Origin of the sequence: Plantactinospora soyae (assembly GCF_014874095.1) — a bacterium.
Lineage (GTDB): Bacteria > Actinomycetota > Actinomycetes > Mycobacteriales > Micromonosporaceae > Plantactinospora > Plantactinospora soyae.
Genome location: NZ_JADBEB010000001.1, coordinates 3917713 through 3932970, shown reverse-complemented (window position 1 = coordinate 3932970; position 15258 = coordinate 3917713). Strand labels below are relative to the sequence as shown.

The following is a 15258-nucleotide window of genomic DNA, read 5'->3' as shown; positions in this document are numbered from 1 at the left end:
CTTCTACAAAAAGCGATAGGAAGGGGCCCTTCCTTACACCTCAGAAGAGCACGGTGGCGAAGGTGCCCACCGTGCGGAAGCCGCACCGCTCGTAGACCCGGCGGGCCGGCGCGTTGTAGTCGTTGACGTAGAGGCTCACGGTGGGCGCGACCCGGGCGAGTGCGTCGCGTACCACGGCGGCCATCGCGGCGGCACCGATGCCCCGGCCGCGCCAGGCCGGGTCGACCCAGACTCCCTGGATCTGCGCGGTGCGCCGGGTGACGACCGCCAGTTCGGCCTTGAAGATCACTTGCCCGTCGACGAACCGGGCGTACGCCCGCCGCGCCCGGACCAGCTCGGCGACCCGCTGCCGGTACGCCCGCCCGCCGTCCTCGGCCAGCGGCGAGACGCCCACCTCCTCGGTGTACATCGCCACCGCCGCCGGAAAGAGCCCGTCGATTTCGCCCGCCCGGACCGGATGTACGTCCGGGTCCGGTTCCACCTGCGGTACCGCGTCCGTCGCCAACAGGGGTTGATTGGGGCGTACGTCCCGGGCCGGGCCCCACCGGGAGGAGAGCCGCTCCCAGAGCCCGAGCACCCCTTCGGCCCGTCCGACGATCGATGAGCAGCCCCGTTCCTCCGCGCCGAGCGCCTCGGCGAAGGCCGCGATCGCCGACCGGTTGGCACAGACGGGGGTGAGCTGACCGCCCAGCCAGCAGAGCGACTCGATCTGGTCCCGGGAGCCGTAGCCCAGCACCCGACCGTCCGCCCGCCACCAGGACAGGCCGTTCGCGGCGACCCGTTCGGCCACCTGCGCGGCGGCGAAGGGGTCGAGTTCGAGGATCCGCTCCACCGCGCCACGCTCGGCCTCGCCGAGCTGGCGTACCGGAACCATCAGCACATCTACCAGCCTGCCAGATCATCGGCGGGGTGGCGGGGCGGATCACCGGCCCGCCCGGTATCCCCCCGCCGATCGCGGGGCTGGCCACCACGACCGGGCGACCAGGCCGCCGGGTCGGACAGCCGTCCCGTGCTCAGGCGGACTCCCGGACCACCAGCTCGGTGGGGAAGATGACCGCCGCGTGCGAGTCGCCGGCCAGGTGGTTGAGCAGCAGCCGGACCATCTCGGCGCTGATCCGGCCCCACGGCTGCCGGATGGTGGTCAGCCGGGGCACCGAGGTGGTGGCGACCTTCGAGTCGTCGAAGCCGCCGACCGCGACGTCGTCCGGGACCCGCCGACCGGCCCGGTGCAGTGCGGCGATCGCCCCGGTGGCCATCAGGTCCGAACCGACGAAGACCGCGTCCAGGTCGGGCACCTGGCGCAGCAGCTGCTCCATCCCCGCCTCGCCGGCCGCGTGCGTGTAGTCACCGGTCACCACGAGGCGCGGATCGGACTCCCCGAGTACGTCGTGGTAGCCGGCGAGCCGGTCCACCCCGCCGGAGGTGTCGAGCGGGCCGGTGATGGTGGCGATGGTGCGGTGCCCCCGGGACTGCAGGTAGCTGACCATCTGCCGGGCGCCGCCCCGGTCGTCGGCGGCGACGTAGCTGACGTCCCGGTCCCGCCCCAGGGGCCGGCCGCAGGCCACGAAGGGCAGGCCGCGCTCCTCCAGCTCGTCGAGCAGCGGGCTGCCGGCGTGGGTGGAGATCACCAGCGCCCCGTCGACGTGGCCAGCGGTGACGTACCGGCCGACCCGCTTGCGGTCCTCCTGGGTGCCGGCGATGGTCAACAGCAGCGTGATGTCGTGCTCGGCGAGTTCCTGGGTGCAGCCGCGGAGCAGGATGTTGAAGTTCGGGTCCTCGAAGAGCCGGTCCTGCGGCTCGGACAGGATGAACGCCACCGAGTCCGACCGCTGGGTCACCAGGCTCCGGGCGTGCTGGTTGACCACGTACCCGGTCTTGCGGATCGCCCGGCGGACCGCGTCCAGCGCCGGGCCGCTGACGTTGTGCCCCCCGTTGAGCACCCGGGAGACGGTGCCCCGGGAGACCCCCGCCAGCGCCGCCACGTCGTCCATGGTCGGGCGGGGCCGGGTACGGCGGCTACGGCTACGGCTGCGGTCGGGCGCGGTCACGCTGTCATTGTCCCCGGGTCGGCCGGCGGCGGCGGTATCGGCGGTTGTGACACACCTCGCCTACGCCTTGACCGAGCCGGAGATCAGGTCCACCCGCCAGTACCGCTGGAGGGACAGGAAGAGCGCCACCAGCGGAATGATCGACAGCAACGACCCGATGATCACCAGCCGGTACAGCGCGGGTTCGGTCGAGCCCCGGTTGAGCAGCGTGTAGAGCCCGAGGGTGACCGGGAACCGGTCGTCGTCGGCGAGCATGATGAACGGCAGCAGGAAGTTGTTCCAGATGGCCACGAACTGGAACAGGAACACGGTGATCAGTCCGGGCACCATCATCGGCATCGCCACCCGACGGAAGATCCCGAACTCGCTCGCGCCGTCCACCCGGGCCGCCTCGATCACCGAGTCCGGCACCGCCGACGCGGCGTAGATCCGGGCCAGGTAGATGCCGTACGGGCTGACGATGCTGGGCAGCAGCACCGACCAGTACGTGTCGGTGAGTCCGACCTTCGCCAGCAGCAGGTACTGCGGGACGGCCAGGATGATCCCCGGCACCAGCACCCCGGCCAGCAGTACGTTGAACACCACCGACCGGCCGGCGAACTGGTACTTGGCCAGGGTGTAGCCGCTCAGCCCGGAGACCAGCGCGGAGAGCACCCCGCCGACCCCGGCGTACAGCAGGGTGTTGAGCATCCAGCGCCAGAAGATCCCGTCCGCGTACGTCGACAGGTCGGTCAGGTTGTCCAGCATCGAGGTGCTCGGGGCGAAGGTGAAGCTGGTGAAGAGCGTCGACCCGCTCTTGGTGGACGCCACCAGCACCCAGAGCACCGGCAGCAGGCAGTACACCGCCCCGATCAGCAGTACGGCGGTCGGCACCAGCTGGGACCAGTTGGACCGGTTCGGCCCGCCGGTCGGGCCGCTCCGGATGGCCGGTGCCGGGTCCGGGGTGACGATCTCGGCGGTTCTGGTCGCCATCTCAGCGCTCCTGTCCGAATGCCCGGTTCTGCACCAGCCGCAGGAAGCCGAAGGAGAGCACCAGGGTGATCGCCGCGATCAGCACCGAGGTGGCGGCGGCGGCGTACCGGTCGTTGGTGGCGAAGGCGTCGCGGTAGACCTTCATCAGCGGCGTCCAGGTCGACGAGATCGAGTTGGTCAGCGGCTCGAGCGCCATCGGCTCGATGAAGACCTGCAAGGTGGCGATCATGCTGAACACCGTGGTCATCACGAGCGCCGGAACCAGCAACGGGATCTTGATCCGCAGCGCGATCTGCACCTCGGAGCAGCCGTCGAGCCGGGCCGACTCGTACAGCTCCACCGGGATCGCCCGCAGCGCCGTGTACAGCACGATCATGTTGAACCCGATGCCGCCCCAGAGCGCGATGTTGACCACCGAGTAGAAGACGGTGCCCTGGCCGAGCAGGTCCGGCTCGGGCAGCCCGACCCAGGCCAGCAGGTCGTTGACCGGGCTGGTCGCCGGCAGGTAGAGGAAACCCCAGAGCAGGCTGGCGATGATCGCCGGCACCGCGTACGGGAGGAAGATCGAGGTCCGGGCGAACCGACCGAACCGGGCCCGGGGCCGGTCCAGCAGCAGGGCGAAGAGCAGGGCCAGCCCCAGCATGATCGGCACCAGCAGTGCCCCGTAGCCGAGCACCCGCAACCCACCCGACCAGAGTTCCGAGTCACCGACCGCGTCGCGGTAGTTCTCCAGGCCGGCGAAGATCTCCTTCCGGGCGCCCCGGCCGAGTCCCAGCCCGCTGACCTGGACCTTCCGCAGGCTCAGATAGCCCGCGTAGCCGATCGGCAGGATGACGAACAGGGTGAACAGGATCACCGCCGGGGCGAGGAAGGCGTACGGGGCCGCCGTACGCCTTCCCCGGCGGCCGACCCGGTTGGTGGCCGTGGACATCGACTCTCCGTTCGGTCGGCCGGTTCTCGTCATTGCACCGCACCGGCACCGTGACCTGCGTGCCGGTGCCCCCACCGGTCAGCCCGCGACGGTGAAGCCGTTCTTGCGCATGTCGGCCACCGTCGCCGACTGCATCGCCTCGACCGCGCCGCTGAACGGCGTCTTTGCCGTGATCGCCTTGGCGAACTCGTCCTGGTAGACCTGGTAGGTGACGTTAACGTTCGGCCCCCAGGTGACCCCGGCGGCGGTCTCGGCGATCTGCTTGGCCACCGGATAGAAGTCGGCCTGGCCCGCGAAGAAGTCCGGCGGCTGGGCCAGGGCCGGGCCGGCCTGGGCGTCCCGGGCGGCCGGATAGACCGAGCAGTCCCGGACCAGCATCGTGGTGGCGGTCGGGTCGGTGTTCAACCAGCTGGCGAACTTGACCGCCGCCGCCTTGTGCTTCGACGCGGCGGTGACCCCGGTGGAGGAGCCGCCCCAGTTGCCGGTCCGGTTCTCTCCGGCGCTCCACTGTGGCAGCGGGGCCATCGCCCACTTGCCCTTGGTGTCGGGTGCGTTGCCGGTCAGCACGCCCGGCCCCCAGACCGCGCCCGGCCAGGCCAGCAGGCTGCCGTCGTTGAGCGACTTGTTCCACTCCGGCGTGTACATCGGCTTCCCGTCGACGACGCCCTCGGTGACCAGGCCGCCCCAGTAGTCCGCGACCTTCTTCGTCGCCGCGTCGTTGACGGTCACCCGCCAGGACTCGCCGTCGATTCCCCACCACGCCGCCCCGGCCTGTTGGGTCAGGCCGGCGAACCATCCGGGGTCGGTGGCGGAGAACGTGGTCAGGTAGTGCTTGCTGCTCTTGCCGCGCAGGGTCCGGGCGGTCTGGGCGAACTCCTCCCAGGTCTTCGGCACGGTCAGGCCGAACTGCCGGAACAGGTCGGTGCGGTAGTAGAGCATCATCGGGGCCGCGTCCTGCGGAACGGCGTAGACCGCGTCGGTGCCCAGGGTCACCTGCTGCCAGGTGCCCTCGGCGAACTTGTCCTTCAACGGCTTGGCCTGCTCGGCGATGTCGGCGAGGACGTCGTTGCTGACCAGCGTCGGCAGGGCCTGGTACTCCACCTGGGCCAGGTCCGGCGGGTTGCCCGCCTTGGCCGCGGTGAGCAGCTTGGTGACGATGTCGGCGCCCCCGGCCTGCCTGCTCAGCGTCACCTTCACCTCCGGGTTGTCGGCGTTCCACCGGTCGACGAGCGTCTCGATTTTGGGAGCCCAGGACCAGAAGGAGAGCTCGACCGGCCCGGTGGCCTGCGCCGGTTCGTCGTCCGAGTTCGAGGTGCAGGCGGCGACCAGACTGGCGCCGACTACCAACGCCAGGACCTTCCCGCCGAGCGAACGGGTCATCTCAACCTCTCAGTTTCCGCTGTGTCATCTGCTGGTGATCGGACAGAAACAACTGGGAGCGCTCACAGTCTTGGACTACCGGTCGATCATGTCAAGGTGTCAACTAGTGCTTGTTCTCCTTGTAGATCGGTGTGCAATCATGCGCACTACCGTTGGGAGCGCGCACAGTTCGGAGATCCCGCATGAGTCAGACCCCGCACCTCGTGGTAGCCGCAGCGGACGTACCGGGCCGGGCCGGGCCGCTGCCCCGACTGGACCGCCTGGCGTACGGCGGCGACTACAACCCCGAACAGTGGCCGGAGCACGTCTGGGCCGAGGACGTCGAGTTGATGCGTACCGCCGGGGTGAACCTGGTCAGCGTCGGCATCTTCTCCTGGGCCCTGCTGGAGCCGGCGGAGGGCGACTTCGACTTCGGCTGGCTGGACCGGCTGCTCGACCTCATGCACGACGGCGGGATCGCGGTCGACCTGGCCACCCCCACCGCCGTCCCACCGGCCTGGTTCCGGCGGCGGCACCCCGGAGCCCGACTGGTCGACCGGCACGGGACCGCCCTCGGCGGGGGCGCCCGGCAGTCGTTCTGCCCCTCCTCGCCCGCGTACGCGCAGGCGAGCGCCCGGATCACCGAGCAACTGGCCCGGCGCTACGCCGACCACCCGGCCCTGGTGCTGTGGCACTCCCACAATGAGTACGGCGGGGTGAACGCGCTCTGCTACTGCGAGACCTCGGCGGCGGCGTTCCGCGACTGGCTGCGCGACCGCCACGGCGAACTGGCCCGGCTCAACGACGCCTGGGGCACCACCTTCTGGGGCCAGCGGTACGGCGACTGGGCCGAGATCGAACCGCCGTTCGCCGCGCCGACGGCGGTCAACCCGGCCCAGCAACTCGACTTCCTGCGCTTCTCCTCCGACGCGCACCTGGCCAACTTCCGGCGCGAGCGGGACATCCTGCACCGGCTCTCCCCCGGCGTACCGGTGACCACCAACTTCATGCTCGCCAACTGCAAGACAATCGACTACTGGCGCTGGGCGGACGAGGTGGACGTGGTCTCGAACGACCACTACCTGCGGGCCGAGGAGCCGGACAACCACATCGAACTGGCGATGTGCGCCGACCTCACCCGGGCGGTCGCCGGAGGCCGGCCCTGGCTGCTGATGGAGCACTCGACCTCGGCGGTCAACTGGCAGCCGCGCAACATCGCCAAGCGCCCCGGGGAACTGCGCCGCAATAGCCTGGGACACCTGGCCCGGGGCGCCGAGGCGGTGCTGTTCTTCCAGTGGCGGGCCGCCCGGTTCGGGGCGGAGAAGTTCCACTCCGCGATGCTGCCGCACGGCGGTACCGGGACCCGGGTCTGGCGCGAGGTGGTGGAACTCGGCGCCGACCTGCCCGCGCTCGAACCGCTGCGCGGAACCCGGGTGGTCGGCGACGTCGCCGTACTCTGGGACTGGGAGTCCTGGTGGGCCCTTGAACTGGACTGGCGCCCGTCGGTCGACCTGGACTACCGCGAGCGGATGGCGGCGTACTACGAACGGCTCTGGCGGGACCGGCTCACCGTCGACTTCGTCCATCCGGAGCGGGCGTTGGGCGACTACCGGCTGGTCGTCGTACCGAGCCTCTACCTGACCACACCGTCCGCCGCCGAGAACCTCCGCCGGTACGTCGCCGGGGGCGGAACGGTGCTGGTCTCGTACTTCTCGGGGATCGTGGACGCCGACGACGCCGTACATCCGGGTGGTTATCCGGGTGCGCTGCGGGACCTGCTCGGACTGACGGTGGAGGAGTTCCTGCCGCTCCGGGCCGGCGAGACGGTGCGGCTCGGCCGCCCGGACGACGTCGCCGCCGCTCCGGCGCCGGGCGGGTGGCCGGCGGACCCGGCCGACGGACGGGCGGCGACGCTGACCGCAGATGTCTGGACCGAGGCGGTGCTACCGCACGCGGCCGAAACGGTGCTGACCTATCTGGACGGTCCGGCCGCCGGTGGTCCGGCGGTCACCCGCAACCGCCTCGGCGCCGGGCACGCCTGGTACGTCTCCACCCGCCTGGACGCCGCCGGCCTCGCCCCGGTGCTCCGGGCCGCGTACCGGGACGCGGGCCTGGTCCCGCCGGACGGGGCGCCGGAGAGCGTCGAACTGATCCGCCGGGCGGGTACCGACGGCAGCCGGTTCCTGATCGCGATCAACCACGGCGACCTGGACGCGGAACTGCCGGGGACCGGTACCGACCTGATCGACGGCACGTTCCACGATGGCGTGCTCCGGGTTCCGGCCGGCGGCGTACGGGCCCTGCGCACCTGAACCGACTCCGGCCGGGGTACGGGCAGCACGACGGGGCCCGTACCCCGGCACCGGTGGGCGGGCGTCGATCTACGTCGGACCGGCCCCTGGACGTACCTCTTGACATCGCTCGACGCTGATGGTTCCGTGAGCGCTCACAGCATCACTCGCTTATTCGATGCCCAAAGACAGAGTTTCTCCAGGTAACAGGCGTCTTTCACTACCTGTGAGCGCTCCCAATTCCGGGCTGATATGCGGTGCTGGCGCCCCGGCGGAGTCCCGCCTGCGGCGCCGGTTCCGACAAGGAGGAACGTTCGCCGATGCAGAACAGGAAAATCGCGTTCGGAGCTCTCGCGCTGGTCGCCGCCGTCGTCGTACCGGATCTCGGTCGACCGGCGGTGGCCAGCGGCGGGTTCGGCGCCGGCGCCGGGGTCACCAGCCCGGCCGGCGAAGTGGCGAACCCGGGGTTCGAGACCACCGGCGACCTCGGATCACCGGCCGGCTGGTCGGAGCGCGGCCAGCGGTCGGCCAGCTTCGCCGAGCCGGGTGGCCGGTCCGGGGAGAACCGGCTCACCCACTGGGCCGAGCAGCCCTACCGGGTCGAGACCTCCCAGCGGCTCAGCGGGCTACGGCCCGGCTACCACACGCTGCGGGTGTCGGTCCGGGCCAGCGGCGGACAGCGGGACGCGCACGTCGCGCTCACCGGGTGCGGCGGGGCGACTGAGCGCGTCGACCTGCCGCGTACCGGTGCCGACTGGTGGGTCGAGGTCGCCCTCACCACCCGGGTCACCTCCGGCCGGTGCACGATCGAACTCGTCTCCGACGGCAACGCCGGGGACTGGGCGCACTTCGACGACCTGAGCCTCACCCGCGCGGACGGCCCGGCCGGTGGCCCCGCGCTGCGGATCGCCGGGGCCGACGTGTCGCACCTGACCAAGAACGAGCATTACGGCGCCGTGTACCGGGACCGCACCGGACCACCCCGGGACGCGCTGCGGATCCTGCGGGCCAACGGCGTCAACTACGCCCGGCTGAAGGTCTGGGTCAACCCGGCCGACGGATTCAGCGACAAGGAGGACGTACTCGCCAAGGCCCGGCGGGCGCACGCGCTCGGAATGGGCCTGTTGATCGACTTCCACTACTCGGACACCTGGGCCGACCCCGGCAAGCAGTTCAAGCCGGCCGCCTGGGCGGAGTTGCCGTTCGACCAGCTCCGGCAGGCGCTCTACGACCACACGTACGACGTGGTCGCGAGCCTGCGCCGGCAGGGCACCCCGGCCGACATGGTCCAGATCGGCAACGAGATCAACGGCGGCATGCTCTGGCCGGACGGCCGCTGGGACAACTGGGACGGGCTGGCGGCGCTGCTCACCACGGCCAGCACCGCGGTCACCGACGCCTCGCCCCGGAGCAAGGTTGCCCTGCACCTGGCCGAGGGCGGAAACAACGGCGGCCATCGCTGGTGGTTCGACAACGCGGTCAGCCGGGGCGTCCCGTTCGACATCATCGCCGTCTCGCACTACACCTACTGGCACGGCCCGCTCGGCTCCCTCCAGGCCAACCTCTTCGACCTGACCAGCGCGTACGGCAAGCCGGTGATGGTGGTGGAGACCGGGTACGGCTTCACGCTGGCCGAGAACGACCACGAGGCGAACATCTTCACCGCCTCGTTGCAGCAGACCAGTGGCTACCCGGCGACCCCGGACGGCCAGGCCGACGCGATGCGGGACATGGTCAACACCGTGGCCGCCGTACCCGGTGCGCTCGGCGTCTTCTACTGGGAACCGACCTGGACCGCCGTCGACGGCGCCGGCTGGGATCCGGCCGACCCGGCCTCGGGTGACGGCTGGGAGAACCAGGCCCTGTTCGACTACTCCGGCCGAGCCCTGCCCGCGCTTCGGGTGCTCGGCGACTCGGTGAGCCCGAAACGGTAGGCCGGCAACCGCTCCGGGGGCCGGCGACCGATCCCTTTGACGGAAGGAAGAACCATGAGCGAGCGCAGCGAGCGAATCGGCTGGCTCAGTCTCCAAGCTCATGACACCGACGAGCGAAGCGAGGAGGCGTCATGAGCGGACCGTCCCCGCTCCGCACGCTGGCTGCCGCCACCGGCCTCGTGCTGCTCGTCGCCGGCATGGTCGCCGGCCCCACCAACCCCGCGTCCGCCGCCGCCACCATCACCAACCCCGGTTTCGAGTCCTCCGGTGCCACCCAGACACCGACGAGCTGGTCGGAGTCCTCCAGCAACGGAACGCAGAGCGCCGGCTTCACCGAGGCGGGCGGACGCTCCGGCAACTACCGACTGACCCACTGGGCGTCCGGCGCGTACCGGGTGGAGAGCTACCAGCAGCTCACCGGGCTGGGCAACGGGTCGTACACGCTGCGGGCCTGGGTACGCTCCGGCGGTGGCCAGGTCGCCGCCTACCTGTCGCTGCGCAACTGCGGCGGCACCGAGCAGCGGGTCAACATCCCCACCGCCGCCAACTGGACCCAGATCTCGGTGACCGCCCAGGTCAGCACCGGCCAGTGCACCGCGAGCATCGTCTCCGACGCGCAGGCCGGAAACTGGATCAACGTCGACGACGTGGAGTTCGTCGGCGGGGGCAGCAGCGGCGGCCCGGTGTCCCAGATCCGCGGCGTCGACATCTCCACCCTGCTCAAGAGCCAGGACCGGGGTGGCGTCTACCGGGACGCCGCCGGCACCCAGCGCGACCCGTTGCAACTGCTCGGCGCCAACGGGGTCAACTACGCCCGGCTGAAGGTCTGGGTCAACCCGGCCGACGGCTACAACAACAAGGCCCGGGTACTGACCATGGCCAGCCGGATCAAGGCGCAGGGGATGAAGCTGCTGGTCGACTTCCACTACTCGGACACCTGGGCGGACCCCGGCAAGCAGTACAAGCCGGCCGCCTGGAACGGCTACAACTTCAGCCAACTGCGCGACGCGGTCTACAACCACACGTACGACGTCCTCAACGCCCTGAAGGCGCAGGGTACGACGGCCGACATGGTGCAGGTCGGCAACGAGATCAACGACGGCATGCTCTGGCCGGACGGCCGCAGCAACAACTGGGCCAATCTGGCTGCCCTGCTCACCGCCGGCAGCAACGCGGTGAAGGCGGTTAACAGCTCGACCCAGGTGCTGCTGCACCTGGCCGAGGGCGGCAACAACTCGCAGCACCGGTGGTGGTTCGACCAGGCGACGTCCCGGGGGGTGCCGTTCGACGTGATCGGTGTCTCCCACTACCTCTACTGGCACGGGTCGCTGTCCAGTCTCCAGGCCAACCTGAACGACCTGGCGTCCCGGTACGGCCGGCCGGTGCTGGTCGCCGAGACCGCGTACGGCTTCACGCTCAACGCCGACGACAGTGAGCCGAACATCTTCAACTCGTCGTTGCAACAGGCCGGCGGCTACCCGGCCACTCCACAGGGGCAGGCCGACGCGCTGCGCGCGGTGTTCAACGTCGTCCGGTCGGTACCGAACGGGCGGGGCCTCGGGATCTTCTACTGGGAGCCGACCTGGACGGCCGTAGCCGGTAACGGTTGGGATCCGGAGAACGCGTCCTCGGGCAACGGCTGGGAGAACCAGGCGCTGTTCGACTACAGCGACCGGGCACTACCCGGACTGGCGGTCTTCGGATCGGCATGACCTGACCTGACCTGATCCGCCCCCTCGGGCGAGGTCGTCGAAGGAGTACGGAGCCCGATGCGGCGGTTCCGGCCCGGTGAAACGGGTCGGAGCCGCCGCTTTCGTCTGCGCACCGCCGGACGCCACCGCCTGACACCGACCGCCTGACACCATCTCCGATTCGATCGAGAGTTGTGAATCTAGTCTCGTTACAAACTGTTAGCAGGAGCCGTCCATATACATCGAGATTCTTCAATGTAACCTGGATGTTGGCGTCCGTTAACCCACCACCCACCGGATGATATCCAGGAGGACAGGACCCATGCCTCAGCTCGCCCTCTTCGCGATCGACATCGTCGCAGTGAACCTGCTCGTGTTCGGGCTCTATTTTCCCCGTCACCGGCGCCGAGATCTCGTGGCCGCGTACCTCGGCGTCAACATCGGGGTCATGGCCGTCGCGAGTTCGCTCGGCACCAGCAGTGCCGGCACCGGGCTGGGGCTCGGACTGGCGCTGTTCGGGGTGTTGTCCATCATCCGGCTCCGCTCGACGGAACTGGACCAGCACGAGGTGGCGTACTACTTCTCCGCGCTGGCGCTCGGCATCCTCTCGGCACTCGGCGGCGGCCCGCCGTGGCAGGTTCCGGCCATGATGGCCCTGATCCTCGTGGTGATGTTCATCGGCGACCATCCCCGGCTGTTCCGCAGCTACCGACGTCAGAGCGTGCTCCTCGACTCGGCCGTCACCGACCAGGTCGCGCTCGTCGCCCATCTGGAACAGATCCTCGGCGCCCGGGTGCACTCCGCCGGCATCCAGCGCGTCGACCTGGTCAACGACACGACGCTGGTCGACGTCCGCTACTCGCACCCCTCGGTGCAGCGCGCCGTCCGCGGCGTGACGGTCGCCGCCGCCTCGGGCGGAGTACCCCGATGACCACGCTCGACGGTGCCCCGTTGGACCGGTTGGATCCGATCGGACTCGACGAACTCACCGAGCGCGCCGACCTCCAGACCCGGGTCGACCGCAAGTACGTCCTGCCGCTCGGCGCGGTCGGTGCCGTCCTCGCCGAGGTCGGCCCCCAGACCCGGGTGCTGGAGATCGACCGGGCCCGCTCCTTCGCCTACCAGTCGGTGTACTTCGACACCCCGGACCTGACCAGCTATCTGCTGACCGCCCAGCGCCGACGCCGTCGGTTCAAGGTTCGGACCCGGACCTACCTCGACTCGGCGCAGTGCTGGCTGGAGGTCAAGACACACGGCGCCCGGGGCAGCACGGTGAAGAACCGGTTGGCGTACGAGCCGGACCAGCACACCACGCTCGCCCCGGGCTGGCAGTTCGTCGAGACCGTGCTCGCCCAGGAGTCGATCGTCCTCGGCGGCACCCCGGCGTTCGTACCCACCCTCGTCACGCAGTACCGGCGCAGCACCCTGTTCCTGCCCGACACGACCAGCCGGGTCACCATCGACACCGAGCTGACCTGGCAGGACGACGGTTGCCCGCTGCGGCTTCCGGACCTGGCGGTGGTCGAGACCAAGACCGGCTCCACCGCGTCCCGGGTGGACCGGATGCTGTGGGTCCGCGGCTACCGGCCGACCCGGATCTCCAAGTACGCCACCGGGCTGGCCGCGCTGCGTCCCGACCTGCCGGCGGCGCCGTGGCGACGGACCCTGCGCCGGCACTTCACCCAGGTCGGCTCCCCGAGCTGCGGCCACGACACCCACCCCGTCCCCCGCCGTTCCGACGTCGATGCCGACCTCGTCCGGCACGACGCCCATCCCGAGTACGGCGGCCGGCCGCATCCCGCGCCCCGACGCATCGACTTCGCCCCGGCGGCCGGGCCCAGCCCGTCGCTCGGGCAGATCTGAAATGGAGTAACCGTGCGCAGACTCGTGTACTACGTAGTGGGCGTCCTCCTGGTCGCCACCATCGGCACGGATGTCGGGGCGTCCCCCGGGCAGGGCGCCGGAATCAGCCGTACGGCCGCCGTCGCCGCTCCGGCTCTACCGGCCGCCCCTGCTCCACCGGCAGCGTCCGACAACGTGAGCACCCAGGCCGACCCCGGCGACATCACGTACTCGGTGCCGAGCGGCACCTTCCAGGGCGAGGTCTCGGTCGGCCTGGGTACCACCGTGAGCGGTGCCCAGGTCCGCTACACCACCGACGGCCAGCCGCCCACCGCGACCTCGCCCAGCTACGCCGGGACACCGCTGCGGTTCACCCGTACGACCCAGCTTCGGGCACAGGCCTTCGTCGGCGGCACCGCCACCGGAGCACCCGGTACGGCGCTCTACGTCGCCCGCGCCGTGAACACCAGCCACGACCTGCCGGTCCTGCTGCTGGACGCGTACGGGCGCGGCGCCCCGGGGCGGGACTACGTCGACGTGGCCGCGATGGAGTTCCAGCCGACGAACGGGTCCACCTCGATCGCCGCGACACCCAACCTGGTCAGTCGGGCCGGTTTCCACCTGCGCGGGAACTCCAGTGCGATGTTCCCGAAGACTCCGTACCGGCTGGAACTGCGGGACAACACCGACGACGACAGCGACCTGCCGCTGCTCGGCATGCCCGCCGACTCCGACTGGGTGCTGCGCGGGCCGTACACCGACAAGGCACTGATCCGGGACGCCTTCGTGTACGGCCTCGGCCGCGAGATGGGCATCCACGCCCCCCGCTTCGCCTTCGCCGAGGTGTACGTCAACACCGACGCCCAACCGGTGGCCGCCAACGACTACCTCGGGGTGTACCTGATCGTCGAGACCATCAAGAACTCGAAGAACCGACTCGACCTGAAGCAGCTCGACGAGGAGGACGTCACGCTGCCCAAGCTCACCGGTGGCTACATCTTCAAGTTCGAGTGGATGGCGGCCGAGGAGCCGACCCTGCCCTGCCAGGGAGCCGACCAGACCTGCTGGCACTACCTGGAGGTCGTCGACCCGGACCCGTTGCAACCCGCGCAGCGCGACTGGCTCCGCCAGCACATCCAACAGTTCCACGACCTGTTACGAACGCCGGGGTTCGCCAATCCCACGACCGGTTATCCCGCCTGGATCGACATCGACTCCTTCGTCAATCAGTTGATCGTCAGTGAGCTGAGCCGGGAGATGGACTCCTACCTGCGCAGCGCGTACTTCCACAAGGATCGGGACGGCAAGATCGTCGCCGGGCCGCTGTGGGACTTCGACCTCAGCTTCGGCGTCGGCGGCTTCTTCAACAACGACCAGGTCTCCGGTTGGCAGTACCAGCAGACCCGGAGCCCGAGCGCCAACGACTGGTTCGTCCGGCTGCTCCAGGACCCCGCGTTCGTCAACCGGGTTAGGACCCGCTGGCAGCAGCTCCGTCAGGGCGTACTGTCCAACGCCCAGCTCGAGTCCAGGATCAACACCCTCGTCGCCCCGCTGGGCAACGCCGCGCAGCGGAACTTCCAGCGGTGGCCGAACCTCAGCACCCGGATGCTCGGCCCCTTCGTCACGCCCACCGCCGCCACCTGGCAGGGGCAGGTCCAGTTCATGCGGGACTGGATGTTCCGCCGGACCGCCTGGCTGGACAGCAGCGCCGGCTGGGGGACCAGTGGCCCGACCACCCCGCCGACCACAACCCCGCCGGCCACTCCCCCGGTCACGACACCGCCCGCCACCGGCCGGACGTGTACGGCGGCGTACTCGGTCAGCGGCCAGTGGACCGGCGGCTTCCAGGGTGCGGTCCGGGTCACCGCCGGAACGTCGGCGATCAGCGGCTGGCGGGTGACCTGGACGTTCGGCAACGGTCAGACCGTCTCCCAGTCCTGGGAGACGAGCATCACGACCAGCGGCTCGGCGGTGACCGCGACGAACGCCGCCCACAACGGGGCGCTCGGTGCCGGGGCCAGCACCAATTTCGGGTTCATCGGCACCTGGAACGGCACCAACAGCCTGCCGGCGGTGACCTGTACCGCCTCCTGACCTCCTCCTCCGGTGGTGTCGGCGTCGGCTTCGGCCGGCGCCGACATCCATTTGCGCGGGTTCCGGCGGCCGGCTCGTCCTCCTTCCGGGGGTGTC

The 15258-nt window shown here is 70.2% G+C and carries 11 protein-coding genes; 6 read left to right on the top strand and 5 right to left on the bottom strand.

Translation table 11 applies throughout. From position 1 onward, the window contains the following. Positions 1-40: 40 nt before the first annotated feature. The 5 genes from H4W31_RS17565 to H4W31_RS17545 form a co-directional block, all read right to left on the bottom strand. On the bottom strand, positions 41-880 hold the full coding sequence (locus tag H4W31_RS17565) for a GNAT family N-acetyltransferase (protein WP_192767651.1): 840 nt from the start codon (positions 878-880) through the stop codon (positions 41-43). Between the two features lie 133 nt (positions 881-1013). Next, a complete protein-coding gene (locus H4W31_RS17560; protein WP_318783241.1) occupies positions 1014-2048 on the bottom strand; it encodes a LacI family DNA-binding transcriptional regulator in 1035 nt (344 codons plus the stop codon). A 60-nt stretch (positions 2049-2108) separates the two neighbouring features. Then, on the bottom strand, positions 2109-3020 hold the full coding sequence (locus H4W31_RS17555) for a carbohydrate ABC transporter permease (RefSeq protein WP_192767650.1): 912 nt from the start codon (positions 3018-3020) through the stop codon (positions 2109-2111). A 1-nt stretch (position 3021) separates the two neighbouring features. Next, the gene (locus H4W31_RS17550; RefSeq protein WP_225945569.1) at positions 3022-3951 is read right to left on the bottom strand and encodes a carbohydrate ABC transporter permease; all 930 of its coding nucleotides are present in this window, start codon (positions 3949-3951) and stop codon (positions 3022-3024) included. Positions 3952-4029: 78 nt separating this feature from the next. Further along, positions 4030-5331, bottom strand: a complete 1302-nt coding sequence (locus tag H4W31_RS17545; protein WP_192767648.1) for an ABC transporter substrate-binding protein — start codon at positions 5329-5331, stop codon at positions 4030-4032. 182 nt (positions 5332-5513) lie between these two features. Between H4W31_RS17545 and H4W31_RS17540 the strand changes: the two genes are divergently transcribed. The 6 genes from H4W31_RS17540 (at position 5514) to H4W31_RS17515 (ending at position 15162) form a co-directional block, all read left to right on the top strand. Beyond that, complete coding sequence (locus H4W31_RS17540; protein WP_192767647.1) at positions 5514-7622, top strand: beta-galactosidase; 2109 nt, start codon at positions 5514-5516, stop codon at positions 7620-7622. Positions 7623-7921: 299 nt separating this feature from the next. After that, entirely contained in the window at positions 7922-9535 is a 1614-nt protein-coding gene (locus tag H4W31_RS17535; protein WP_192767646.1) for a glycoside hydrolase family 53 protein, read from the top strand. Positions 9536-9666: 131 nt separating this feature from the next. Beyond that, complete coding sequence (locus H4W31_RS17530; RefSeq protein ID WP_192767645.1) at positions 9667-11247, top strand: glycoside hydrolase family 53 protein; 1581 nt, start codon at positions 9667-9669, stop codon at positions 11245-11247. A gap of 301 nt (positions 11248-11548) precedes the next feature. Then, positions 11549-12157 carry a DUF4956 domain-containing protein gene (locus H4W31_RS17525; RefSeq protein WP_192767644.1) on the top strand — a complete coding sequence of 203 codons (609 nt, stop codon included), beginning with the start codon at positions 11549-11551 and terminating at the stop codon, positions 12155-12157. Continuing rightward, a complete protein-coding gene (locus H4W31_RS17520; RefSeq protein WP_192767643.1) occupies positions 12154-13089 on the top strand; it encodes a polyphosphate polymerase domain-containing protein in 936 nt (311 codons plus the stop codon). The genes H4W31_RS17525 and H4W31_RS17520 overlap by 4 nt, the downstream gene beginning before the upstream one ends. Positions 13090-13101: 12 nt before the next feature. After that, positions 13102-15162 carry a CotH kinase family protein gene (locus tag H4W31_RS17515; RefSeq protein WP_192767642.1) on the top strand — a complete coding sequence of 687 codons (2061 nt, stop codon included), beginning with the start codon at positions 13102-13104 and terminating at the stop codon, positions 15160-15162. Positions 15163-15258 lie beyond the last annotated feature (96 nt).

Coding starts and splice junctions, on each gene's coding strand:
- H4W31_RS17520 (WP_192767643.1), top strand. CDS start 12,154: ATGACCACGCTCGACGGTGCCCCGTTGGACCGGTTGGATCCGATCGGA.
- H4W31_RS17545 (WP_192767648.1), bottom strand. CDS start 5,331: ATGACCCGTTCGCTCGGCGGGAAGGTCCTGGCGTTGGTAGTCGGCGCC.
- H4W31_RS17550 (WP_225945569.1), bottom strand. CDS start 3,951: ATGTCCACGGCCACCAACCGGGTCGGCCGCCGGGGAAGGCGTACGGCG.
- H4W31_RS17535 (WP_192767646.1), top strand. CDS start 7,922: ATGCAGAACAGGAAAATCGCGTTCGGAGCTCTCGCGCTGGTCGCCGCC.
- H4W31_RS17530 (WP_192767645.1), top strand. CDS start 9,667: ATGAGCGGACCGTCCCCGCTCCGCACGCTGGCTGCCGCCACCGGCCTC.
- H4W31_RS17555 (WP_192767650.1), bottom strand. CDS start 3,020: ATGGCGACCAGAACCGCCGAGATCGTCACCCCGGACCCGGCACCGGCC.
- H4W31_RS17540 (WP_192767647.1), top strand. CDS start 5,514: ATGAGTCAGACCCCGCACCTCGTGGTAGCCGCAGCGGACGTACCGGGC.
- H4W31_RS17525 (WP_192767644.1), top strand. CDS start 11,549: ATGCCTCAGCTCGCCCTCTTCGCGATCGACATCGTCGCAGTGAACCTG.